This is a genomic window from Photobacterium sagamiensis (genome assembly GCF_050337085.1).
GTDB classification, from domain to species: domain Bacteria; phylum Pseudomonadota; class Gammaproteobacteria; order Enterobacterales; family Vibrionaceae; genus Photobacterium; species Photobacterium sagamiensis.
Window position 1 is genome coordinate 1 of record NZ_JAKJSP010000058.1, and the last position, 25,073, is coordinate 25,073.

19 protein-coding genes and 1 pseudogene are annotated in these 25,073 nt (G+C 43.8%); 15 read left to right on the top strand and 5 right to left on the bottom strand.

The window, feature by feature from the left end; translation table 11 throughout:
* The 5 genes and pseudogenes from L4D76_RS23300 to L4D76_RS23320 all read left to right on the top strand — a co-directional run.
* A partial coding sequence (locus L4D76_RS23300) for a DUF2459 domain-containing protein (protein ID WP_428443259.1) occupies positions 1–230 on the top strand: 230 nt, incomplete at its 5' end.
* 92 nt (positions 231–322) lie between these two features.
* A pseudogene (locus L4D76_RS23305) lies at positions 323–574 on the top strand (MBL fold metallo-hydrolase); the annotation flags it as partial.
* Between the two features lie 219 nt (positions 575–793).
* Entirely contained in the window at positions 794–1,084 is a 291-nt protein-coding gene (locus tag L4D76_RS23310) for a hypothetical protein (protein ID WP_428443260.1), read from the top strand.
* A gap of 623 nt (positions 1,085–1,707) precedes the next feature.
* Positions 1,708–2,427 (top strand): methyltransferase family protein, encoded by a 720-nt coding sequence (locus tag L4D76_RS23315; protein ID WP_428443261.1) that lies wholly within the window; start codon positions 1,708–1,710, stop codon positions 2,425–2,427.
* 268 nt (positions 2,428–2,695) lie between these two features.
* Positions 2,696–2,857: a hypothetical protein gene (locus tag L4D76_RS23320; RefSeq protein ID WP_170107620.1), complete on the top strand. Its 162-nt coding sequence runs from the start codon at positions 2,696–2,698 to the stop codon at positions 2,855–2,857.
* A 401-nt stretch (positions 2,858–3,258) separates the two neighbouring features.
* Here the strand turns inward: L4D76_RS23320 and L4D76_RS23325 are convergent, their stop codons facing one another.
* Positions 3,259–3,912 (bottom strand): GntR family transcriptional regulator, encoded by a 654-nt coding sequence (locus tag L4D76_RS23325; RefSeq protein WP_428443262.1) that lies wholly within the window; start codon positions 3,910–3,912, stop codon positions 3,259–3,261.
* A gap of 146 nt (positions 3,913–4,058) precedes the next feature.
* On the opposite strand from L4D76_RS23325, the gene L4D76_RS23330 reads away from it, so the two are divergent.
* The 6 genes from L4D76_RS23330 to modC all read left to right on the top strand — a co-directional run bounded on the left by L4D76_RS23330 (position 4,059) and on the right by modC (position 11,855).
* Entirely contained in the window at positions 4,059–5,414 is a 1,356-nt protein-coding gene (locus tag L4D76_RS23330; RefSeq protein ID WP_428443263.1) for an FAD-dependent oxidoreductase, read from the top strand.
* 13 nt (positions 5,415–5,427) lie between these two features.
* On the top strand, positions 5,428–6,552 hold the full coding sequence (locus L4D76_RS23335; RefSeq protein ID WP_428443264.1) for a mandelate racemase/muconate lactonizing enzyme family protein: 1,125 nt from the start codon (positions 5,428–5,430) through the stop codon (positions 6,550–6,552).
* A complete protein-coding gene (locus L4D76_RS23340) occupies positions 6,491–8,275 on the top strand; it encodes a BCCT family transporter (protein WP_428443265.1) in 1,785 nt (594 codons plus the stop codon). The genes L4D76_RS23335 and L4D76_RS23340 overlap by 62 nt, the downstream gene beginning before the upstream one ends.
* Before the next feature lie 963 nt (positions 8,276–9,238).
* Positions 9,239–10,054: a molybdate ABC transporter substrate-binding protein gene (gene modA / locus L4D76_RS23345; RefSeq protein WP_428443266.1), complete on the top strand. Its 816-nt coding sequence runs from the start codon at positions 9,239–9,241 to the stop codon at positions 10,052–10,054.
* Positions 10,054–10,740, top strand: coding sequence for a molybdate ABC transporter permease subunit (modB, locus tag L4D76_RS23350; protein ID WP_428443267.1), 687 nt, complete (start codon positions 10,054–10,056; stop codon positions 10,738–10,740). The genes modA and modB overlap by 1 nt, the downstream gene beginning before the upstream one ends.
* A 35-nt stretch (positions 10,741–10,775) precedes the next feature.
* Complete coding sequence (gene modC / locus L4D76_RS23355) at positions 10,776–11,855, top strand: molybdenum ABC transporter ATP-binding protein ModC (protein ID WP_428443289.1); 1,080 nt, start codon at positions 10,776–10,778, stop codon at positions 11,853–11,855.
* 9 nt (positions 11,856–11,864) lie between these two features.
* Here the strand turns inward: modC and L4D76_RS23360 are convergent, their stop codons facing one another.
* Positions 11,865–12,989, bottom strand: a complete 1,125-nt coding sequence (locus tag L4D76_RS23360; RefSeq protein ID WP_428443268.1) for a hypothetical protein — start codon at positions 12,987–12,989, stop codon at positions 11,865–11,867.
* Positions 12,990–13,644: 655 nt separating this feature from the next.
* Here L4D76_RS23360 and L4D76_RS23365 point away from each other — a divergent pair.
* From L4D76_RS23365 to L4D76_RS23375, 3 genes are all read left to right on the top strand, one after another.
* The gene (locus tag L4D76_RS23365; protein ID WP_428443269.1) at positions 13,645–14,298 is read left to right on the top strand and encodes a CAP domain-containing protein; all 654 of its coding nucleotides are present in this window, start codon (positions 13,645–13,647) and stop codon (positions 14,296–14,298) included.
* Positions 14,299–14,771: 473 nt separating this feature from the next.
* Positions 14,772–16,091: a M16 family metallopeptidase gene (locus L4D76_RS23370; protein WP_428443270.1), complete on the top strand. Its 1,320-nt coding sequence runs from the start codon at positions 14,772–14,774 to the stop codon at positions 16,089–16,091.
* Positions 16,091–17,794, top strand: coding sequence for a M16 family metallopeptidase (locus L4D76_RS23375; RefSeq protein ID WP_428443271.1), 1,704 nt, complete (start codon positions 16,091–16,093; stop codon positions 17,792–17,794). Before L4D76_RS23370 ends, L4D76_RS23375 begins: the two co-directional genes overlap by 1 nt.
* Positions 17,795–18,085: 291 nt before the next feature.
* Here the strand turns inward: L4D76_RS23375 and L4D76_RS23380 are convergent, their stop codons facing one another.
* The 3 genes from L4D76_RS23380 to malT form a co-directional block, all read right to left on the bottom strand.
* Complete coding sequence (locus L4D76_RS23380; RefSeq protein ID WP_428443272.1) at positions 18,086–18,286, bottom strand: D-fructose-6-phosphate amidotransferase; 201 nt, start codon at positions 18,284–18,286, stop codon at positions 18,086–18,088.
* A 341-nt stretch (positions 18,287–18,627) separates the two neighbouring features.
* Positions 18,628–19,326, bottom strand: coding sequence for a DUF4336 domain-containing protein (locus tag L4D76_RS23385; RefSeq protein WP_428443273.1), 699 nt, complete (start codon positions 19,324–19,326; stop codon positions 18,628–18,630).
* 51 nt (positions 19,327–19,377) lie between these two features.
* A complete protein-coding gene (gene malT / locus L4D76_RS23390; RefSeq protein ID WP_428443274.1) occupies positions 19,378–22,086 on the bottom strand; it encodes an HTH-type transcriptional regulator MalT in 2,709 nt (902 codons plus the stop codon).
* A gap of 482 nt (positions 22,087–22,568) precedes the next feature.
* Between malT and L4D76_RS23395 the strand changes: the two genes are divergently transcribed.
* Positions 22,569–25,031: a glycogen/starch/alpha-glucan phosphorylase gene (locus L4D76_RS23395; protein ID WP_428443275.1), complete on the top strand. Its 2,463-nt coding sequence runs from the start codon at positions 22,569–22,571 to the stop codon at positions 25,029–25,031.
* Positions 25,032–25,073: the final 42 nt, after the last annotated feature.

Consider the following 25,073-nt stretch of genomic DNA (forward strand, 5'->3'; position numbering starts at 1 on the left):
GTCAATTTTATAAAGGGGTTGGTGATTACCATTTAATGAATACGTGTAATCAATGGACTGCCAAAGGGCTTAAAAGTACCGGAATGGATATATCGCCAACATTTAAATTAACCGCTGGCAGTGTTATGAAGTATGTGGCAGCGAATAATTCGGCCCTAACAAGGGCAATCAACTTGCACAATTCAAACGCCACTACGGCTTGCCGGTTATTGCCGACGTTAGCTCTGTAACCGAGATAAAAAGTGCAATCAAGAAAGTGACTAGTAATGAATAACATCTTCCTTATTGTTTTTCTCCTTATGCAGATCTCCTTGATTGGTGGAAGATAAAATCCATTGATGGTTTAACCATTACCGCAGCGCCTGCCAAACACACTTCCGAGCGAGGAATGTTCGATAAAAACAAAACGCTTTGGGTCTCCTATGGTATTCAAGGGCAGAAACATAACTTATACCTTAGTGGAGACTCTGGTTGGCATAAAGGGCTCTACGAGATAGGGAAACGACTAGGACCTTTCAATATGACCTTCTTTGATATATACCCAAGTTACCTCAAGATGCAGGATTCAGAGTGATACCAGCCAGTTCAATTCAAGGAAAATGTGCGAAGGAATGACAGGTCCTTTCGAGTGCATTTGACACAGAAGTGGGCTGGCTGGATCACTCCCGAAGGGCGAGTTTTCCAGGTACTAATGTTGCGTTGCTGATTTTTGATGTAGAGCGACTATATCAGCAAATCAGCGCCTGACCTTAGCGCCTGGAAATTCTCGCTGAAACGAGCATCTTGAGGTTACTTGGGTATAGGAGCCTATGGTGAACAGAAAGGTTGGAAGGAGGTCCATTACACCCCCGAACAGGCTGTCAATGCACACTTGGCCGTAAGGGGGCAACTGATGGTGCCTAGCGGCTGGGGCACATTTGATCTTGCACTGTTCGCTTGGCATGAACCGATCGAGCGGTTTTTGAGAGCAGCTAATCAAGCAGATATCAATTACCTTACACCTAAAATTGGAGAGGTCGTCATTTATGGGCAGGTAGGTGGCCGTGATGCATGGTGGAAACCATTTATCAATAAAACTCAGTAAACTTGTAGACATACATGATTGAACAACCATTCACTATGCCACTCATTGTTGTAGGTAACCAATATTGATCACGGCTTTATGGGCAAAAAAGCGAGCAAGTTTGTGGACGTCCGGTTTGGGTTGAAACGGTTTTTAGTGAGCCCATGCCCTCGATGGTCAGGTTTGTAAATTTACAACATCACTAAATGGGCAACATGGAGTCAGCGGTACTTTATGTCATCGTTCGGTTCAATTTTATGTCAACTTATGGTGCGAATCGCTTTCTAACACATTGATATCCTGTTGCTGGTTATGTCAAGCTGCAAGCGACAGCTCGCATTTCTCCCATAAGCTTGCAAGAGCGGCGCTTTTTTCCATTAAGCAAAAATGAATGGTCATGCATTACTAGCACGATAACGCTGAGTCGCTTCTGCCCCTTATCAATTTAGAGTAATAGCTCCCTACAATGGACTTGTCTGTTAATTGTCCTAAATTATCTAATGCTTCATTATGTATTTAGTTGATTAAAGCTCTAACCTATCAGTGGGCTAGAAAGTTGGGTGCAGGTCAATCCCGCTCTGGCTGGTGACGCCTGAGCGGAGCGTTAGGCACACACTCAAATCCATTTTATTTTGGGGAATGACATGTCAGCAAAGACGGTTAATGAAGAGGCAGCCCAAACAGTATCCCCACGCCAGTGGATCAGATTAGTTGTGGTGTATCTCTTAATCCCGCTGATTTTATTTATATGCGGTGGGGACCTCGGCTGGTGGCAGGCGTGGCTATTTTCCATGCTGATCTTGGCCGCTGGTATTGGTGGGCGCATGTGGGCGGAACAACGACATCCCGGATTAACAGCCGAAAGACAAAATATTGAAAATATCAAAAACGCAAAAGCCTGGGACAGAGTGCTTGCTCCACTGATGGCGGTGAGTGTCGGGTTTCCTATGGTCATTGTGGCAGGGCTGGACCACCGCTATAACTGGTCCTCCGAATTTGCGCTATGGCTCATCGGAATTGGCTTCATTTTGATCTCGCTCGGATACGCTTTCGCTGCATGGGCATTGGCAGAGAACCGCTTTTTCTCCAGCGTGGTGCGCATTCAGACGGATCGAGGGCATGTGGTGTGTGACAGTGGCCCATACCGGTTTGTGCGGCATCCGGGTTATGCCGGAAATATTCTTGCACTGTTCGGTATTGTTCTTGCTCTGAGCTCGGTATGGACACTGATTCCTGCGGCGGTGGCATCAATCATCGCGGTGATTAGAACCGTACTTGAAGACCAGACTTTACAGGAAGAGTTGCCGGGCTATCGAGACTATGCACGACGCGTGCGCTATCGGTTGATTCCTGGGATATACTGAGAGACCTGAGTGGTGATGTCCCAGATCAGAGATTGAGGTCCAACAGAAAGAGTTGCGCGCCGCCTTACTAGGCTGAATCATTTCTGCCCCAAAGCAATTTTGCGCAACAAAACGGTGGGCTTCCTCGTTAGAAGTTTGCCCGACTTTTCCTTATGGCAAACCGCACACTGCCGATGCACGGTTTCTCCCAGCTCCGCGCAAAGAAAGGATTCTGCTAAATTTATAACTGTATAAAGTTATGTGAAAAGTCGCTATGGAGGTGATAGTAATGGCTTATGTTCTTTTTGCGGTCACGATTATCAGCATGATGGTATGCCACTATATAGCGAAGAAACGTGGATTAAAACCAATGCACTGGGTGATTATTGCTGCAATTATAGGCCCCTTGGCAATTCCTCTTGCTTTGTTGGTAAAGTCAAAATCGAAGTAGCTCATGCCAGAAAGCGGTTTAGTTGAGTCGCTTTAGGATAATTAGCAATCCAGAGCTTATACTTTGTACTTCGGCGTTAGCGAATTTGCGGCTGACACGGATCTGCCCCAAAGTTTGTTAGTGCAAAAGCTCACTCATAACCTGTTAACCTGATTTGACCATATCTGAGCTAATCCGTTATTTGATTGGGTAGAACGCTCGAAAGCTCCTAGTCGCGTGCAAAATCGGTGTTTTTAGTCCAAACGGTCTACATGAATGGTTATGCAGTCGAAGGAGAGGAACCCTGACTGACTCATGCCCCATACCGAGTGACGCAGTAACAGTATAAGATCGTATCTATCTTATGACTCAATGTAGATGAGCCATGAAAAAATCCGCCTTTATTGCGGATTTATAGATAACTATTTTCTGGCAGTAAGGCTTCGGTAAGCCATATCGGTCAAGTAGTCATTCAGCCGGTGTGATGCTGCCACCGCTTCTTCTGCATCAGTGTGGCTCACCGCTCTTAGTACCGCAGCATGTAAGGATGAAGCTTCAGTTAGATCCGACGTATCATTTTTGTAGGCAAACCAAAACCGGCGTGACAGGCCTTGCAGTGGTGCCATCGCAAGCTGGAGATATTCATTGTTTGCCGCCTTTACCAACAAATTATGGATCTGCTTTAGAAGCGCTGCATAAGTAAGATCATCTTTATTTTTTGCACATTCTTCCAGGCTTGACGCCAGTTCGAGCATTTGCTGTTTTTCTTGTACCGTCGCACGAGATGCGGCATAGCTGACACAAAGCGCTTCGATATCCCGGCGCACTTCTAAGATTTTTAACTGGCTTTCTACAGAAATCGCGGGAATTTGAATCCCGCGACGCGGATGAATTTCTGCCATCCTTTCATAAGACAACCTTTGCAGCGCCTCTCTTACCGGTGTTCTTCCCAGATCTAAGCTTTCAGCCAGCTGCTTTTCACTCACCATACTCCCAGGCTCCAGCTCGCGAAAAATAATCATGCGCTCTAATTGATTGTATGCAACATCTGTCTTATTCACTGAACCCATAGTCATTTTTATCTTATTCCCTCAGGTAATATTTTAGTGAGCGATCTCACGATAAGAACATTTGCAATTGTATCACACAAGAATCAGGAATATATTAAAAACACACAGCTGATATATCAGGTGTACATCAGTAGTCTATTAGCGAGGTAATAATGAAAGATTGGGAAATTGTTCACCGTTTTGAAGCCGTACCGGATCTGCCGATCTTGGCTGAAGTCGACGTCCTGATCATTGGTGGCGGTGCAGCAGGTGTGGCAGCAGCGGAAACAGCTGGTCGCATGGGTAAGAACACTTGGCTAATAGAGAAATACGGCTTCTGTGGTGGCGCGGCAGTGGCTGGGCTATCAGGTACTATCTGCGGAATGTACATGGCAAGTGACGATCCAAATGCTCAGCCAGAGCAGGTCGTATTTGGCTTTACCGAACGTTTCCGCCAGGCGCTTGCCGACAAAGGTGGCGTAACTGGGCCTCAGCGCTATGGCAAAACCTTCACTGTGACCCATGATCCTCTGGTGTGGCGTGAAATCGCTGATGATTTCTTAGAGCAGGCCGGTGTTACTACCTTATTCCATACTGCCGTCACTGGCGTGATCATGGATGGCGATGCTTTCCATGGCGTAGTGATCGAATCTAACGCAGGTCAAAGCGTGATCCTTTCCAAGATGATTGTGGATGCCTCTGGCGATGCTGCTGTTATCGCCCGTGCAGGGATGGATCATTACTTCGGTGATAACGGTCGTATCCAAAACCCGACCATGTTCTTCCGTATTGCAGGTGTCGATATGGACAAATATCTTGGGTATTACGGTGATGACACCATCTGCCCGCCTAAAGTCACTGAAAATATTCTGGCAGCTAACCAAAGTGCCAAGTATGACCTGCCCCGTCACAAGATCTGGATCTTCCCGACCACTCGACCGGGTGAATTGATGGTGAACGCGACACGCTTGGCGGGACAGGATGGTCGCATGTTAAACGTCATTGATCCGAAAGATTTTACCGAAGCAGAAATCTTTGGCCGCCGCCAAGTCCGTGACTACGCCAAGTTCCTTAACAACTATGTACCAGGGTGCGAAAACAGCTATGTGGTGGATACCGGCGTTGAGGTAGGCATTCGCCAAACCCGCTCAATCGTGGGTGTAGAAACACTTACCAATGACGATGTCGTGAACTGCCGCAAACGAGAAGATGGTATCTGTCGCACACCCTGGCCAATTGAGTTGCACTCAGGCGACAAACCTAAATTGCACTGGTTGATTGATGACTATTATGACGTACCGTTCAACACATTAGTCCCAGTTGTAGGTGAGAACATCATTGTTGCCGGTCGGTGCCTCAGCGCAGAACACGAAGCGCTAGCTTCCGCTCGTGTTACAGCTCAGTGCTTCGAGTACGGACACGCAGCCGGTATCGCGGCAGTGAAGGCCATCGATGAGGATAAACGAATTCGCGATATCTCTGTGCATGAGGTTCGCAAAGTAATGATTACCAATGGCAGCAAATTATAATTAAGGAAAGGTCATGAAAGAGTCCATCATTAAACGAGTTGAGATTTACGCAGTTGCCGACCGCAACGCAGAAAGCCTGCCTTGGGCAGATAATCAGGAGCCGCTACTCTATACCAACAACATTGTTCGCCTGATCACTGAAGATGGCTTGGAAGGTGTGGGTGCCACCATCAGCTATACCGAAAACGACTACGATCGCTGCATTTTAGAAGCGATGCGTACCATAGTACCGGGCCTGATTGGTAAAAATGCCCTGATGACAGAGGAGATCAACAGTTGGCTGATGAACCGCTGTTCATGGGGCGGTCTGATTGCTAAATCTCCGATTGATATTGCAGCCTGGGATATTAAAGGCAAAAAAGCGGGCATGCCGTTATACATGATGCTGGGTGGAGCGCGTAACAAAATGCTGTCTTATGCCTCTACTCCAATGTTCGACACGGTTGAAGAGTACTTCCCATTTATTGATGGCTGTATTGATCACGGTTTTAAAGCCATCAAGCTTCACTGCTACTGCGTGTATAAAAAAGATCTTAAGCTAGTTAAAGCGGTGCAGGAGCGCTATAAAGATTCTGGCATTGCCTTAATGCTGGATACGGCAACTTTCTACAACCAGCAAGAGGCATTGAATATGGCCAAGTTGCTGGATGAGTATGGCTGGGCTTGGTTCGAAGCGCCGGTATCTGATTACGATTACAACACTTATAAGCGCTTAGTCAAAGAGACCAACCTTGAAATTTCAAGTCATGGTAACTGCCTGCTGACCCTTCAAGAAGTGGCTTATGCACTGGCCAACAACATGTGGTCAGACGTTCGCCAAGACGCTACCGTCTGTGGTGGTATTACGCCACTGAACAAGTGCTTTGCTCTTGCTGAAGCTCATGGCAAAAATTTGGAGATCCAGAGCTGGGGCTACACCATTACCCAGGCAGCAAACCTACATGTCGCACTGGCTCACAATAACTGCCGTTTCTTTGAGCAAGCCTACCCGTATGAGAACTTTGAGCTAGGAGCGAAGAACGTAATTCGCACTGATAAGGAAGGGTATGTGCACGCACCAGAAAAACCAGGCCTAGGTGTTGAAATGGATTGGGATATTATCCGCGAAAACGCTATTGGTCATTATATCTTCGAATAATAAATATATCTTAATTTGTAATGGAATTTATCACTTCCATATCTTACCTCTGAGACAATATGGAAGTGATTTCATCCTAAAGGGACACATCAAGATGAAGAGTACGACAGAAAGAAGTAACTTTGATAAGTTTAGTATTATAAGCTCCTTAGTTATTGTATCAATGATATCCGTTTTCTTTTTAACCAACCCTGATCAAGCAATAAAAATTGCTGGCGATATATTTACCCTTATTGCATATAACTTTGGAACTCCCATTCTTTGGTATGCTTTCGGACTTGTTATTCTTGCCGCTTTTTTTGTATTTAGTAAATATGGCCATATTCGTATGGGGAATGAGAAACCAGAGTTTTCTACATTTTCCTATATTGCAATGATGGCACTGGCTGGTGTAGGTTCAGGCACTGTGTATTGGGCATTCTTAGAATGGTCTTATTACATCAAGACACCACCATTCGCTATTGAAGCTGGTTCTGTAACAGCGGCTGAATGGGCGGTTACCTACAGCCTGCATCACTGGGGGATCATTGCCTGGGCTATCTATGCTATTACAGCAATTCCAGTTATGTACTCTTTTTATATCAGAAAGAATCGCTCATTGAAGATCAGTGACGTTGTTATGCCGATGATCAAAAACCAAGCAACAGCCAAAATTGTTGGTCGTGTTATTGATGTGATGTATCCAATTGCGCTTATATTTGGATTAATCATCGTACTGTCTCTTGGTGTGCCAATTATTTCGGCTGCGGTATCATTGCTTTTTGGTATTGCAAATACCTTACTTCTTAAATTATCAATGATTGCTATTGTTGCAGCGTTATTGATTGCAAGTTCTTTCTTTGGCATTGAGAAAGGCATGCAAAAAATCAGTAATAATGGTACCTACTTTGTCGTTGCTTTAGCTCTGTACATTCTAATTTTTGGCCCTACTCAATTTATTCTTGAAAACACTAGCTCATCAATTGCAATCTGGGCGCAGAACTTCATTAAGATGAGTCTGTATACGGATGCTATCAATCAAGCTAAATTCCCTCAGTCTTGGACTGCTTACTTCTGGGCATATTGGATGATCTTCATCCCGCTAATGTGTGTGTTTGTTACTAAGGTCTCAAAAGGCCGAACCATTCGTGAAGTTGTTGTTTGCATGATTGGTGGTGGTACAGCAGGTATTGCAGCACTCTTCTCGATTGTGGGTTCGTTCATGATGAAGACGCAACTTGATGGAAAGGTCGATATTAGTCAGATGGTGTCAGATGGCCAGGCGAGTGAAGCCATTGTTAAAGCACTTGATACATTACCGCTATCTTCAGTAATACTGGTTGTATTCATTATTTCCACATTCTTGTTGCTGGTTACTACCCTGGATGGTTCTGTATTTACCGTTGCTTGTAATACGCAGAAGAAATTGGATGAAAAGAATAACCCATCAACCTATTTGAAAATATTCTGGTGCTTGGTTATCGTCGCGCTGCCAACCATCTTTATTACTGTTAATGCTCCGGTGCAGTCAATGCAATCAGCAATTCTAATCTTTGCATTGCCGATTCTGCTATTAACCTCTTATATGTTATATCAAACAGTTGGCTATATGCGTGAAGACTACTCACATCTTAATGTGATGGAAATTCAGGCCATGCATAAACTTGCGCTTGAAGCCGAAGAAGAGCAGAAAGTGCCAGAAGCTGTTGAGGTCGCTTTAACAGAAAGCCACCAACAGGCGTAGTAAATAATCAGCACAGTGTTAGCTGTTCTACCAATAAGAACAACCCTTGCTTTTTGCTGGGGTTGTTCTCATCGTGTGATTAATAAGGTTGACCTCTCCCCCACAAGCCAATCCCCCGTCATACTTCGCCAGCCACCTCAGCAGTGCATCATACTTACCACTCCGCTACCTTGATGAATGCCTTGATTTTGTTGAGGCCTACCATCTATTACCTTCTAAGGCACTTCATCAAACATCTAGTGGGCCATAGAAAATTAGGAACTAATAGTCCACGATTTCAAGGTGAAGAGCTTGTACCATATTTTTCTTATCTAAAGAGTGATATTTAGGTCAAAAACACTAACTCGTTCCTATCCTTAAGCGTCTTAGACAGGCTGATTATGAACTGCATAGCTAGCCGTCGTTTCTGCATTTATTGATCTGGATATGTGGAATTAAAGATGCGCACTCCTTCCCGTTAGCAAGCGTTTTAGTGTGTATTACAAAGTCGGTAGCTGAGGTAAATACTGCTCGATGTGAAATACTTTTGCTTATGGCAAAGGGCATCATTAGGCCATTAACTCTAACTCATTTATGTCCCGTTTCAAGGTAGATTACTTCGCACACTTCCCGCAAGCGAGCTATGTATACATGTCTCTGCTAACTAATATCACGTGAAGATGTAATCCGATCGGTTAACATCACAAATCTAGAAAATTCCCTTATACCAACAGGTTAGCGCCATTAGAGCAATAGTATTCCTTGCTCTTCCGAAATTATCGCAAGGAGTTTTTTATAAGTTCTTGTTTTAAATGACAAACTTATTCTTGCTGTGTCGTGAGATGTCTAGAAGTCCTTCCGGTATTTTGTATCGATTTCCGGTTTATTGCCCTTTTATCTACATAAATAGAGAGTCGTTAATCATTTTCATGTGTCGATATATACTTTACTATATATCGATATTTTGGTGGTGAGGATAAAGTGATGGGAACGGTTAAGAAGTTTGTCTCGTTCGTCGTTTCAGCTAGTCGTCTGGTTTCAAAAAGAGCTCTTGTTTCAGCGACCTGCCTGGTGATATCGATAGCGCCTTCTTATGCTGCTGAAAAAATCACTGTTTTTGCAGCTTCTTCTCTGACTAATGCGATTACCGAAGTGGCAGAGTTGTATAGAGACAAAACAGGTATTCGCACGAGGTTGTCTTTTGCTTCTTCTTCAACCCTGGCAAGGCAAATTGCGCAAGGTGCACCGGCGGATATCTATCTCTCAGCGAACAATAAATGGATGGATTATGTGTTCCAGCAGCAAGTGATGGAGCCTGAAACACGCCAATCGCTGTTAACGAACTCACTGGTATGGGTTGCGCCTAAGTATTATTCCGATGACAAGATTGAAGTGACAGCCAGTTGGGATCTCAGTCAGGCCCTTCAAGGGACACGTCTAGCGGTCGGTGACCCGGCGCATGTTCCTGCCGGACGTTATGCCAAAGAATCATTACAAACATTAGGATTGTGGCAACAAGCAGAGCCTCTGTTAGCAAGGGCCAATAATGTTCGTTCAGCATTAGTTCTGGTGGAAAGAGGAGAAGCAATGCTTGGCCTGGTCTATAAAACGGATGCTTTAATTTCTAAGCAGGTAAAGCTGATAGCAGATATACCGGCGAACAGTCATCAACCGATTGAATACCCTGTGGCAATTGTTAAAGAGAAGTCACGGCCAGAGGTTAAAGACTTCTATCAGTTCTTACAATCAGAGCAAGCGATAGCGGTCTTTTCAAAATACGGTTTTGGGGTATATCAATAGTGTTAACTGAATATGAGTTACAGGCGTTGATGCTTAGTCTGAAAATCGCAAGTGTGGCCGTGATTTTTAGCCTGCCACTTGGCATTTTTTGCGCTTGGTTGTTAGCTCGATGTCAGTTTGTTGGTAAGTCACTTCTTGATGGCTTAGTGCATCTTCCGTTAGTGTTACCACCGGTCGTTATTGGTTATTTGTTGTTGCTAGCAATGGGACGTCAGGGTTTCGTGGGGAAGTGGTTATATGAATGGTTTGGGCTGACATTCAGCTTTAGCTGGCGTGGTGCAGCACTGGCGGTTGCCCTTGTTTCATTCCCGTTAATGGTGCGGTCTATTCGTCTGGCACTGGAAAGTGTTGATCGAAAATTAGAGCAGGCGGCGCGTACGCTGGGCGCTAGCCCGTTAAAGGTTTTTTTTACAATAACATTGCCATTAACACTTCCTGGTATTCTCACTGGTACGATTTTGGCTTTTGCCCGTGCACTGGGCGAGTTCGGCGCAACCATTACTTTTGTGTCGAATATCCCTGGAGAAACGCAAACCATCCCCCTAGCGATGTACTCATTTATCGAAACGCCCGGGGCGGAGAATGAAGCCGCACGGCTTTGTGTCATTGCGATTGTGATAGCGCTAATGTCGCTGATGGTTTCTGAATGGCTAACGCGAATTGCCCGAAAGCGTTTGGAGGCTTAATGTTGACAAAAGATGGCACCATGAGCAGAGAAAGTATGTTGAAAATAAATATAAAGCAGCAGCTTGGTGAGCTGGTGATGGATCTTAAACTCGACTTGCCAATGACGGGGATCACCTCGATATTTGGCCGTTCCGGAGCAGGTAAAACCTCTCTCATTAACGTGTTAAGTGGGTTGAGCCAGCCAGATGAAGGATACATCGCACTTGGAGAGCGAGTATTATACGACAGTGGGAAAAGGATATATTTACCTCCCGAACAGCGTCGTATTGGCTATGTTTTTCAGGATGCTCGTTTATTTCCTCATTATACCGTGATTGGGAATCTTAACTATGGTTGCCAGCATAAAGATCAGCAGCATTTTGACGATGTTGTGGCGCTACTGGGAATTAAACATCTATTAAAGCGTTATCCGTCATCCTTGTCTGGTGGTGAAAGACAACGTGTTGCGATTGGCCGGGCGTTGCTGACAAAACCAGATATGCTGCTGATGGATGAGCCTTTAGCCTCGCTGGATCAGCCGCGCAAGCAAGAACTTATGCCCTATCTGGAAAGACTGGCGAAAGAAGTGAATATCCCTATTCTTTATGTGACCCATAGCTTGGATGAGATATTGCGTCTGGCCGATCATATGGTCATGATTAACCAAGGTAAAGTTGTTGTGTCTGGGCATGTCAACAGTGTTTGGGGATCACCGGAAATGCGCCCTTGGCTGCCTTCAAAAGAGCAAAGCTCACTAATTAGTGCCCGGGTTAACGTCAATCATCCTCACTATGCGTTAACCCAGGTTATGCTAAGCCATAATGCCTATTTGTGGGTGAGTCGATTGCCACATCAAAGGGGAGAGTGGATAAGGGTGCGTATCCATTCCAATGATGTATCGTTAACGAAATCCAAACCACAGCAAACCAGTATTCGTAATATTTTGTCGGCACGAATCGATAAGATCCAACATGATCAGGAAGAGCAAAAGGTGGAAATTAAGTTGCGAGTCGGTGAAACGCATTTGTGGGCCAATATTACACTCTGGGCAGCCGACGAGTTGAACCTGAAGGTTGGTGACGAGGTCTACGCGCAAATCAAAGGTGTGAGTGTGACTAAAGACGATTTAGCGTAGCCTCTATTTTTACAGGTTATCGAGTTTCAGAAATGTTCCCCATGGTCTGTCTAAATCTTCATTGGTTAACCCATTAATGAATTCTGAAAGGTTCTGATTAATTAGGGTATTTATGAGGTAGTTTCGTTCACTTGTTTTTATCCTCCAGCTACCGTATGTTTTGTGATTATGGATTAGATTCATGGCGATGGATCTGATCTCTTGATCTGAGTGATGACAGGCCGCATCCAGGACCATCCACGGGCCGATTCGCTGAGACTGGTAAAAGAGAACACCACTGTTTTCGTATATTACAAGTTGGTTGTTTTTCGTGTTTTTATTGGTCGTACTGTACTCTAAATATCGTAGTTCTGGATGGATCTGATGGTGAAAAGCTTTAACTGCGGCAGAAATCCCTAATAACTGAGGAGAACCCTGATCGCAAAGCCATTGAGTTAATGTGGCAATACCTTCATAGCGAAAATTGGCGAATACGAGCCAAAGTGGCCAGTGTTGATTATTCTCATCGCTTGGATCAAATTGCCCCCACAGATTTAAATGTGTTTCTCTATCAGTATCAGTATCAGTATCAGTATCAGTATCAGTATCAGCATCAGCCGTATAGTATTGGCTTGCTTGTTGGTCTTCTTGTTCGATTTGATACCAGATTACGAAGTGAATAAGTTGATTCAGCCATATGGAATATTGACTATGTGAGATAGGATTTGACTTCATAACTTGATAACGACGAAGGATAGAATCGAGTAACAAATGAGATGATATGCTGAAATTGATATATTGGTCGTCATGGGATTTTTCAGGGTGAAAGGCTGTAAGTTTATTAGAAATTGATTGGTTAATATCATCCAAAATATCGATAACAAAAATCCTTTTTTCATGAAATGTGTTTGCTGAAATATCATTTATAACATTAAATGCAGATTTAAATTCTGATTGTATTACATCGAAAAAGCAGTGAGCAGTGTCATCAAAACAATGCTGTGGAAGGACATGCTCAGACGGTTTAAGTTCTTGTATTAAATCAGTTAACAGGGTGGTGTTTGGGAATCTTATCAGGAGCTTGAATTGTTCATAATTAATTGTAGTAGCTGGAGTAATATCAGTTTCTGCTAATGTGATGTTTTGTGCTTCCATGACAATACCTGCCCTTTTTTATTATTAAGATAATAGTAGTTGAAAAATAGAGCTGCATTGTAAAAAAATAGGATGAAGGATACGAAAGTATCTTCTTGTCGTAATTTTCATAAAAGAAACTATATATACTGGCGAGCATGAAAAGTTGATGAATAACGATAAGCTGGATTTTTAGTTGACCGAAAATATCGAATGACAGTTAACTATCAAATGTGCGTATTATTGTTTTGTTATATTATCGTCATAATTGCCGTTAATTATATAATGGTAACTGCCATATTCTTATTAGATTAGAAATACCTTATGCTTCGGTTAATATGTGTTTGATTGCATTTTGTCGTAGATTTTAGTTTTGATTACAGTCTGTGATATAAGCTTTCTACTGTGTAAAACCCATAGAATCAAAGCCATACGAATTAATTAGGCTATTTTTATTCTGGCTATGTCAGACTTTTGTCAATTCGTCTGTTTTTTGACCGATGCTTGTTGAAACATGAAATCAATTACGGGTATATTAGCCGTGCTTTTATATCAGCGGCTAAAAATTCCATTAAGGGGTTAATTTCGGATCATTAAAATAATTTTGAATAGTATTTTACTACTCAAAATATTGATTGATATTAAATAGATAAATACGATTAAATTGGAAGTACCCATGCGATTATTCTCATTATTATTTGTTTCTATGTTCTTGATTTCAGGATGTGGTTCTGGTGGTGGCTCAGACAGCGGACAGGACAGCGTCTCTAACTCAGGAAGCGACATTTCAAATTCCGGTGATTTCAATGGAACACCATCAAACCCGGATGAGGATAATGACAGTATTCAAGGCCCGGTTGATCCTGGTAATGGCGGGTCAGGTACGGAGTCAGATCCAACACCAATCGAAGGTTTCGAGCAAGAAATGCTGACAGCGGTTAATGCAGCACGAGCTACCGGATATGACTGTGGTGGAACCTTTATGCCGGCGGTAGCGCCGTTGACTTGGGATGCTGATCTTGAGCAAGCTGCATTTGTGCACTCTAGCAACATGGCTAACTACAACTTCTTTAGTCACACGGGTCAAGATGGCTTAAGTGTAAGTGACCGCGTAACAAATCAAGGTTATAGCTGGCGTGCAGTCGGAGAAAATATCGCTGCGGGTCAGGACGATGTTAACGCTGTAATGACGGGTTGGTTAAACAGTCCAGGCCACTGTAAAAACATCATGAGTGCTAATTTCACTCAGATGGGCGCATCATTTGTGAATAACTCTAGCACGCAATATGGCATTTACTGGACTCAGGTATTTGCGGCTCCAAGCAGCTAATATTATTGAGCGCTGATTGTTATCCCTATTGGTATTAATGACTATCAGAACCTCTATCAGCGCCATCGGGCCGTCACTGAAATAGTGGCGGCTTTTTTAATTAATAACTCTAGGTCCAGTTTATATTGCAAGGCTCAGAAACACTCTGCTTCTACCTATCTTTACAACATTGCTAAGCCACTGCCTCTCTTTCCCTAACCACATCTGTAGCTTTACTACCAGTTATTGCCGGGTGAAACCTTTCTGAGTTCAAGCTCTTTCTAAGCATTCTCTACGTTGGCGCAGTTGCTACGTGACACTTTCGTTGCTGGTGTCGTGGAACTGATTATTTTCGATGCGAAATATAAATTATAGTTAGCGATATGCATTTATTATCACTATATTTATATAGTTGGGTTCGAATTCAACAACTTAAACAAGATTAATTAGTACGGTGAATTGTCTGTTCACTCAGAAAGTATCAAGGAGTAGATATGAAGCGTTTGTTCACAGCGCTCGTCTTTTTCTTTGGCTTAATAGGATCCTCACAAGCTATGAAAGCTGAAGATGTAAAATTGTTCACCTTAGAAAATGGCATGAAAATAATCGTGGTTGAGGATTACACCATCCCTAACGCCAATATGTATCTGTTTTGGAAAGTAGGATCTCGTAACGAAGTGCCAGGCATTACCGGGCTTTCACATTTTTTTGAGCACATGATGTTCAATGGTGCAAAAAAGTATGGTCCGAAGATGTTTGACCGGGTGATGGAAGCGGCTGGCGGTGCAAACAATGCCTATACCACTGAAAATTTAACGGCATATACTGACTGGTTTCCGGCAAGCTCATTAGAAACGATGTTTGAATTAGAAGCGGATCGTATTGCGAATTTAGATATTAATGCTGAAGTACTAGAAAGTGAACGTGATGTGGTTATGTCTGAACGCCGAACCGGACTGGAAAATTCTAATTGGCGGGTGTTGAATGAAGAGGTGAAAGCTGCAGCATTTCGCGCACACCCCTACAGCTGGTCAGTGATCGGGCATGAATCGGATATTATGAACTGGAAACTCGATGATCTGATTGAATACCATAAAACGTACTATACGCCGAATAATGCGATAGTGGTTATTTCGGGGGCGGTAGAGTTTGAACAGGTTAAAAAGTTAGCTGACAAATATTTTGCACCAATACAGGCGCAACCTAAACCCCGCGATGTCCTTACCATTGAGCCAGAGCAGAAAGGTGAACGTCGCGTTTATGTTCAAAAGTCCTCGGTTAGTACTCCAAATATGATGGTGGCATATCATGTACCGCATGCAATGCATCAGGATTTTTACGCCTTATCTCTGTTAGAAACCATTCTAGGCTGGGGAAATAGTTCCCGTCTTGAACGAAGTCTGGTCGATAAAGGTCTGGTCATTTCAGCGGATACTCATATGTCGATGTCAATTGACCCGAACCTGTTTTATTTTTATTTGGTTGCCAGCGAGGGAATAGGTATTGAAGAAATTGAACAGGCGTTTGTTGCTCAAATTAATGATTTGATAGCTAATGGTGTTTCAGAGCGAGAGCTGACCAAAGCAAAGAATATGAAATTAATGGATTTCTACCGTGAACAGGAAACCATAAATGGGAAATCAAGTAACATAGGTACCTATGAACTATTTTTTGGTAATTACGAAGCACTGTTTAACGTTCCTGAGGCGTTAGAGAAAATAACGGTTGATGACATTAAGCGTGTTGCTCATATCTATTTTCGTAAATCTAACCGCACGGTTGGTGTATTAGCGGCTAAGGAGGATCGAGACTAATGAAAATAAAATTAACTCAATTGGCCAAACTGCAGACAACTCGGGCGTCAATTCGTTCTCGTTGCTTGCTACCCGTAATACTTATTTCTGGGGTGTTACTGGCAGCGTGCAATACAATACCCTCAGAGCAATTAACGGAACAGTCAGCAGGGCAACCTTCAATACAATCTACAATATTGGCCGCACCACTACCGACAGATCAGCAAGCACAGACGAGGGTACAACAGGTTGAAATTAGGGGAGAAACAAGTTCAATATCTTCGGGGACGGCTCAATCACCTTTTATTTTTGAAGATAAGACCGACACGGAGCGTCTAGCAGGTGCTCAAAACCAAGCATTTATTGGTCATGAAGAGGACTCTGCGGTGGCATCTAAAGGATTGTTTAAGTTTCCGAGTTATACAAAGACGGTATTGTCGAATGGTATGACGGTTTACTTGCTTGAGAAACATGATATACCGCTGATTACGGTCAAAGCCGTCGTGAAGGCCGGTGCGGTGAATGATCCTATTTCAGGTATGGCATCAATGACAGCTGAAGGTTTGTTGCTGGGCACGAAAAAATACAACAAGAAGCAGATTGAACAGATCACCGATGATATTGGCGCAGGTTTTGACTCAGGTTCGAATAAGGAGTCTAGCTTTATTACAGCCGACTTCTTAGCAAAAGATTCCGATGTTATGTTCGATGTTATCAGATCGGTTTTAATTGAGCCGAGCTTTGATAAAGAGGAGTTTGCTAAATTTCAGAAGAAAAATATGGCACTGTTAGCCCAACGTAAAGAAAGCCCGAAGAAAGTCATTGGTGGCTATTACTCAAAATTTGTGTTCGATAAGCATGCTTACTCCAACCCAATTGACGGTGACCCGCACTCTATTTCAACATTAACACCGACTCAGCTGATTAATTTCCATGGGATGTTTTACCAGCCGGTGAATACCGCTATCACTGTGGTAGGAGACTTTAATGCCAACTTGATGAAGCTGGAGTTAGAAGTACTATTTTCTGAATGGAAGAATACTCAGCCTGTACCGCAGATTGACCTTAACTATGCTGTACCTGTCATGGAACAAAGCCGGGTATTGGTGGTAAATAAAGATAATGCTACTGAAACGACCTTTATGTTTGGCGGACTCGGAGTTGCAAAAGGTAACCCTGATTACATTGGTATTCAGCTAATCAATACCATTTTAGGTGGTCGTTTTACATCATGGCTTAATGATGAACTGAGGGTGAATTCGGGTTTAACCTATGGAGCGGATTCAGGATTTAGTGCTTGGTCGCAATCGGGAATATTTTCGATTAGTTCGTTTACTCAGACCGCATCGACAGAGCAAGCGGTTGATCTTGCGCTGGCGACTTATGATCGTTTGTGGCAAAAAGGTGTGGATCAAGCGACATTAGATTCAGCTAAAGCATACCTGAAAGGGCAGTTTCCACCCCGTTATGAAACGTCTGAGCAGCTTGCCGACATGCTAGGAGACATGTTTGTCTTCGGTATTGATGATAGCTATGTCAATCGTTTTGAAAGCAAAGTGGATGCATTAACACTGGAAGAAACACAATCGCTGGTCAATAAGTATTTCCCTAATAAAAACTTGCAGTTTGTGATGATAGGTAAGGCGAATGAGTTGACGCCATTTGTCGGAAAATATGGCTCTGTGAAAACGTTAAATATCACTGAAACAGGATTTGGTGGCTGATGCTAGTACTCTTTCACATAAATTATGAATAGTTGAAGGACCTAAACACGTCATCCCGGAATTGAGGAACGAGATATCCGGGATCCAGCTCTAGCCGTGTGATCTTTAGATTCCGTATAAGTTCGTTCCTCACTTTACGGAATGACGATGTTTGGTTACTAAATCGTCAAAACTTCTGTGCTGAAGTACTAGCGGGTTGGTTAAAAAAACTGTTTTGCAACACGGCGGCGCCATATTGGGTCGTCTAAAGGTAAATCATGTCCGGCACTGGTTTTTACTATATTTCACAAGTTACAGTTTCTTTGCTGCCTGAAGATGATATTCCTCTGTTGCGCTAACCCAGGCTGGGCGGTTAATAATTTTGCCTAGAATGAACGTGGGGAACACACAGAGCAGTAGCGGAATTGATTCGTAAAGATAGGTTGCGGCTAATGCATCTTCATTATTGATATTATTAAGCAGTGCCAGAAAACCAAAAATTACACCTAGCATTGTTAACACCGAGAAGATAATAAGAGTTAGCCCTAGAAGGTCACGAAAATAAATCTTGGCAGCATTCAATTTATGTTACTCCTTATATCAATTGCATGAAATAGCGCATTATTCCCGCTGCATGAACTGTTATCACGATTGGTATTACTTAATATAATTGCAATTGTTATGCGATTTCATGTCATGTGGTGATGAACTGGCAATTTGGCTTTGCTTTAAGATCAAATATACGCTTCATTTAGATGTGTATTTTGACTTACATCATACGAAAGTGTGCCTGATTGGTATCAGAGGTGATTGATAAGCTTGCGATTAGGGTGTGAAATTTTATGATGCTGAGACTAAGACACGTTTATGTCACCTTGCAATGCCCAGTGAAAAGCGTTGTAGAATATTTCTTTTCCACCTTCAGGTATTACTTTGCCATGGGCCAGAATAATGCGGTCAAAAGGCCAGGTCAGAATTTCTTGCAGCGATTGACGAAGACGGGTTTTGTCAGTGAAAGACAGCCGCCAGTAATAAGGCATGGCAGGCTTTTGGTAGCAGCCGTTAAGTATTGCCAGGCCAATTGTGAGTATATTATGGCTGTCAGCCATCCATGCTAATGTGTCACCGACGATCAGGGTTTTAGATTGAGGATCGCAAAAAACAACTTCTTCCATTTTATCGCTGCCGCGTACCAATGTTTGTAATAACTGGTGACGCCAAAGTTCCGGTGTATTTGCGCTGAGCGCATCATCAAATACCAGATCTGTTCGTTTGTTTTGTAATCCTGGAGGAGCAAAAAAATAGGCTTCAGGGTAGGCAAGCCACCACTCAGACAGAAATAAGTGGTGGCTCATATTTGGTGTCACAACGGCTTGTATCTGACCGAGCTTGGTTAATTCAAGCTGAAGCTGGGTAGTTAGCTCAACCGGGGAATGTATCAGTAATTTATCGTTATCTAATCGAATAATAGTCATGCGACCGCCGACAGGTATGCCACTCACCTTGAGCGGCATGTCCTGATACCAGATGCGACCTCGACTCCATTCGATCATAGGTTATCCTTAACCTGTTTTCCTTGTGTGGTTATTCAATTAGTTATGCCATCAAAAGCCCATTAGTTTCAATAAGTTTTCTGCAGTTTCTATTGCTTGTTGCCGATTCGCAATATTCAGTTTCTGGTACAAATTACGGATATGAGTTTTGATCGTGGTGGAAGCCACATCTAACTCCGATGCAATTTGCTCGTTACTGTAACCGGCATAAATCAGCCCCAGTACCTGCCATTCTCGTTGTGTCAGCGGACTGGTTCTGATCAATTCCGGAATATTTGGCAAGTTCAGCAGTTTTTCAACAAAATTCTCATCGAAATGTACTGAGCGTGTACGTTCTTTACTGGTCATCTCGCGCAGTAATTGTTGTGCACGATGAAGTTCCAGTTCACCCAGTTGTTTTGTTTCAACCAGTTCCTGAAGCAAATCGCAGATTTCATTTGCATCACACAAGAAATTTCCGATCATGCCCGTACTGTTAGTCAGAATTAACGCTTCTTTCAGGTGGTTAAGCGCTTTTTCTCGCTGCCCCTGCATTTTGCAGAGCACAGATTCCAGTATAAGGTTTCGGTTTCTGTCTGTGACGAGGTTATGCTCTTCACTACCTTCCTGAAGCATGGATAATACTTCTTGTGCTTGATCAAGATTATTTACTATCAGGCTTGCACGGGCAATGTTACGCCATTGAAGTTGCTGGAAGTGGTTACAGGCTCCCTCTGGACGCTCAGCCTGTTTAAGCCAGTCAGCGATTTTGTCAGTTTCGCCCTTGGCCTGCCAGTAAAGCAAGTTAGCTAAATCGGCATTGGCTTTCCAGTCAATGTGGTAAACCGAGCGTTTCATCAGGCTGTTACAGAGCTCTAAATAACGAGCCGCCTTGTCTAATTCGCCGCGGGTTATCGCTATTTTTGCCAGCATAGAGTAGGCATGTAATGATTTTGTTTCATCGAATGGCGCAAGTACTTCTAAGCTCTTATGTGCACACTCTTCAGCTTCATCCAGTCGGTTCCAGCACCATAGAATTTGCGCACGCAGGCGGAGAAGAAACTCATGCAGCGGCACTTGTTGTAAATGTTGCTCTTTTACCAGTTTGTATGCCTGATCGAGTAATTCGAATGCAGACTGCACATAACCTTGAGCAACCAGAATTTCACTTTGCTGCAGCAACGCCCACAGCGCCTGATGATAAACATGGTACTGACGTGCCATTTTCTCAGTTTGCTGCATCATAGGTAACGCCCGGCTCAGATTGCCTAAACAGTGATGTACTTCGCCCACGACAGAAGTGGCAACAATACGGCTTCGGTAAGTCGTCGATGGTAATTGCCCCAATGCTTGTTCTGACAATATCAAGGCATCTTCTGGCTTACTTTGATTGATCGCTACCTGAGCGCGAAGCGCATTGAACTCACCCTGAAGTGCATCATCTAATACCAGATCACGCTGATGCATTTCGGCTTCAGATTCTGCAATTAGTTCGCCCACATCGTTGTAACGATGCTGACTTTGTGCAAGCCACGCACGTAATAAAGTCAGGCGAGGTGTGCTGAACAGTTTGTCTTTACTTAATGCAGCAATGGAATCTTCCAGCAGCTTTAATTCGCCATGGTGGAACATACCCCAGCCATGATTGGTGAGGATCTCTATGGTGAGATCTTCATTTTCACTTTTTAAGGCATGGACTAATGCTTGTTGTGGGCGGTTTTGCTTCAACCAGGCTTTGGCAGCACAAGTGTGCAATTCTGAACGCTGTTGAGGTATCTGCGAATAACGCTGGTGACGCAAGAATTCGGCAAAAAGATTATGGAAACGGTACCAGTTATCAGCACCTTCCAGGGTATTGAGGAACAGACCAAAACGGTTGAGTGATTCCAGTAAGGCTAAAGCATCATTACGGCCTGTTAGATCCGTAACGAGTTCTGCATTGAACATATCAAGTACAGAGCATTGCAGTAAGAATTGCTGTATGTCTCGATCTAGCTGATCGAAGACTTCTTCTGCCAGGTAATCCCATAAATGGCCACGGTTGAAATTGGCCATTGAAAGAGCCGATTCCGCCAGGTTATTTGGCGTTTGCTGGGCGTGAAGTGCGATTAATTGTAATGCTGATGGCCAGCCTTCTACTTGCTCTCGCAAGGAATTAAGAACGGTACTTTCTACGTCTTCTGCAATACGCTTATGGAAAAATCGTTCGGTCTCTTCCTGATCGAAAGCCAGTAACTGGTTATCGACCTCAATGAGAAGATCACGAACACGAAGATTCGCGGTTCCGAGAGGGGGCTGAGTACGGCTGGTTACAACTAGGGTCAGGTTGTCGGGCATGTGCTTAAGGAAGAAACGCATGCCTTCATGAATGTCGTCGTTGGTGATGACATGGTAATCATCAAGAACTAAGTAGGTTTGCTCGTGATAATCTGTAAGTTCACCAAATAGTTCACTAAACAGGGTCGTCAGGCAGGCAAATTGGCGACGCTCTGCCATTGCCTGGGTTTTTAAGCACGCGCTGTTCGTTGCCTTGTTGATGGATTGCAGTAAGTAATTTGCAAACCTGAAGGTATCGTTATCGCTCTCGTCGATATTGAACCAACCAGTATGAGGATGCTCGTTCAACCACTGAGCAGCCATCGTGGTTTTTCCATAACCGGCAGGAGAACGAAACAGTACAAGACGATAAAAAGGTGCTTGGTCGAGGCTTTCCAGCAAACGCGGGCGAAGAATTGCATTATGAAGGCGTGCCGGTTTAGTCAGTTTCGATGGTATCCACATAGTCTTGTTATCTTTTGTAAGGTTTCAAAATCCAATTTGATTTCTGGTAAGTCTTGTACCAGGAATAGATCATCTTCATGGCAAGTATGCCGCGAAGAAATAAAATGATGCACGAAATTGCTTTCACATCATTTGACCTTGCCCATAACTTTACCTTTCTAAGTCGATGAAAAGGTATATCTATCGCATCTCCTCCCCAAAATTATGAGCCAGCTCACAGATATAACATCTAAGAATAATGATTAAGGTCATAGTTGCACATGAGTTTTATACATAACAAATGTGAGTTATGTTGCATACATGACAGTCTGAACTTTTGTCTCCACCCTGAAACTATGGCCAAGGTCACAAAAAACACGGGGTTTCATTACCTACGCCCCTCTGACTCATCCCTCATCCTCCAAGGGGCGGGAGGATGTTTTTAAAGACAAATACAGGCAGCATAGACAGCAGTTGGAATAATCCCAGAGAGAGAAAGAACCATGACAACACGTGGTCAGACACAACAATTTGATAAAGCGGCTTTTAAAGCGGCAGTACAAAAACACTTAGTTACTACTTACGCAAAAACGGCAGAAACTGCAGACACACGTAGCTGGTATCTTGCAGTTGGCCGTGCATTGGCAGAAATCAGTACTGGTAGCTTGCTTGAAACAGAAAAGTTTGTAGCTGAAAGCAATGCACGTAGTGTTAACTACCTTTCACTTGAATTCTTAATCGGCCGTCTGACGGGTAACAACCTAATCAGTATGGGTCTTTATGAAGATGTGAGCGGTGCGGTAGAAGAACTTGGTCTGAACTTATCCGACCTTCTGGAAGAAGAGCGAGATCCTGCTTTAGGTAATGGTGGTTTAGGCCGTCTTGCTGCTTGTTTCATGGATTCGTTAGCCGCTCAAGAATATCCGGCTGTGGGTTACGGCCTGCACTATGAGTACGGTCTGTTCCGTCAGTCTTTTGAAAATGGTCGTCAGGTTGAAGCGCCGGATGCATGGCGTGGCATTGAAGGTTACCCTTGGGAAGTTCTTCGTCCAGAATTGAATCAGACGGTTGGCCTATATGGTCGTGTTGAATCATATATCAATGAAGACGGTGAGAACTGCCGCCGTTGGGTACCCGCGATGACCGTTGAAGGTATTGCCTGGGACCTTCCTCTAATTGGTTATGATAATAAGAGCGTTTATCCACTGCGTTTGTGGGAGTGTCGTTCACCTGCACCATTTAACCTGGCTCGTTTTAACGACGGTGATTACGTAGGTGCTCAGTACAGTCAGTTAGAAGCGGGTAACGTGACGAAAGTTCTTTATCCGAATGATAATCATGATCAGGGTAAAGCACTACGTCTGATGCAACAGTACTTCCACTGTGCCTGTTCAGTAGCAGATATTCTGCGTCGTCATTTCGCGGCCGGTCACAAGATTGAAGATTTTGCGAAGCTTGAAGCGATTCAGCTAAATGATACCCACCCAACGATCGCTATTCCTGAGCTGATGCGCATTCTTCTTGATGAGCACAAACTTGATTGGGATGCGGCATGGGCAATTTCTTCTAAGACGTTTGCTTATACTAACCACACCTTGCTTCCAGAAGCACTGGAAACGTGGAGCGAAGCGCTTATTGCAGAGATGCTGCCACGCCACATGGAAATCATCTTTGAAATCAACCATCGCTTTATGAGTCTGGTTGAAGAGAAATGGCCTGGTAACAATGAAATCAAGCGCAAGCTGTCGATCATTGAAGAAGGCCCGCAGCGCATGGTACGCATGGCTAACCTTTGTGTAGTGAGCACCTATGCCGTAAACGGTGTAGCAGCCCTTCACTCAGCTCTGGTTAAGCGTGACTTGTTCCCTGAATTCCACGAATTATTCCCAGGACGTCTTCACAACGTAACCAATGGTGTTACCCCGCGTCGTTGGGTGAAATACTGTAACCCTGGCCTGTCTGCGTTGATTAGCGAAAAAGTGGGTGATGACTGGCCACTGAAGCTAGAAAAAATAGCAGGGCTGGAAAAATTCGCTGACGATAAAGCTTTCCAGAAGCGTTACATGGCAGTGAAGAAAGAAAACAAACAGCGTTTGGCTAACTGGGTTGAAGAGAACATGGGTATCGAGCTAGATACTGATGCCATCTTTGATATTCAAATCAAACGCCTGCACGAATACAAGCGTCAGCACCTGAATCTGATTCATATTCTGTCGCTGTATCACCGTCTGATCAATGATCCGACATTTGACATGCACCCGCGCGTATTCTTCTTTGGCGCAAAAGCAGCACCAGGCTATGCGCTTGCTAAAGACATCATCTTCGCAATCAATAAAGTTGCTGACAAGGTGAATAATGATCCTCGCCTTGGTGGCAAGCTGAAGGTTGTGTTTATCCCTGATTATCGCGTAAGTCTTGCAGAAATTCTGTTCCCGGCTGCCGATGTTTCTGAGCAGATCTCTACTGCAGGTAAAGAAGCATCAGGTACCGGTAACATGAAGTTTGCCCTAAATGGTGCCTTAACGATCGGTACGATGGATGGTGCAAACGTTGAGATGCGTGAAGAAGTGGGTGATGAGAATATCTTCATCTTCGGACTACTCGTTGATGAAGTACAAAAACTACTGGAAGAGGGTTACGACCCATACCGCTACTATCATGCTGATAGTTTACTGCGCGCCTCACTGGATCTGTTGGAAACTGATGAGTTCACACCAGGTAAGCCTGGCCAGCTGGCGGCAATTCGCCATAACTTGCTGGACGGTGGTGATCCGTACCTGGTACTAGCAGACTTTGCTGATTATGCGAAGACTCACGAGAAAATTGATGCTGAATACCGTGACCAGGCAAACTGGGCGCGTAAGGCGATTCTTAACACTGCTTTGATGAGCAAATTTAGCTCAGACCGCAGTATCCGTGATTATGCAAACAATATCTGGAACTTAAAACCAGTTATAAAAAAGTAAGCGTAGCGCGTTAATACCACTTGTTTGTTAACTCTTATTGCT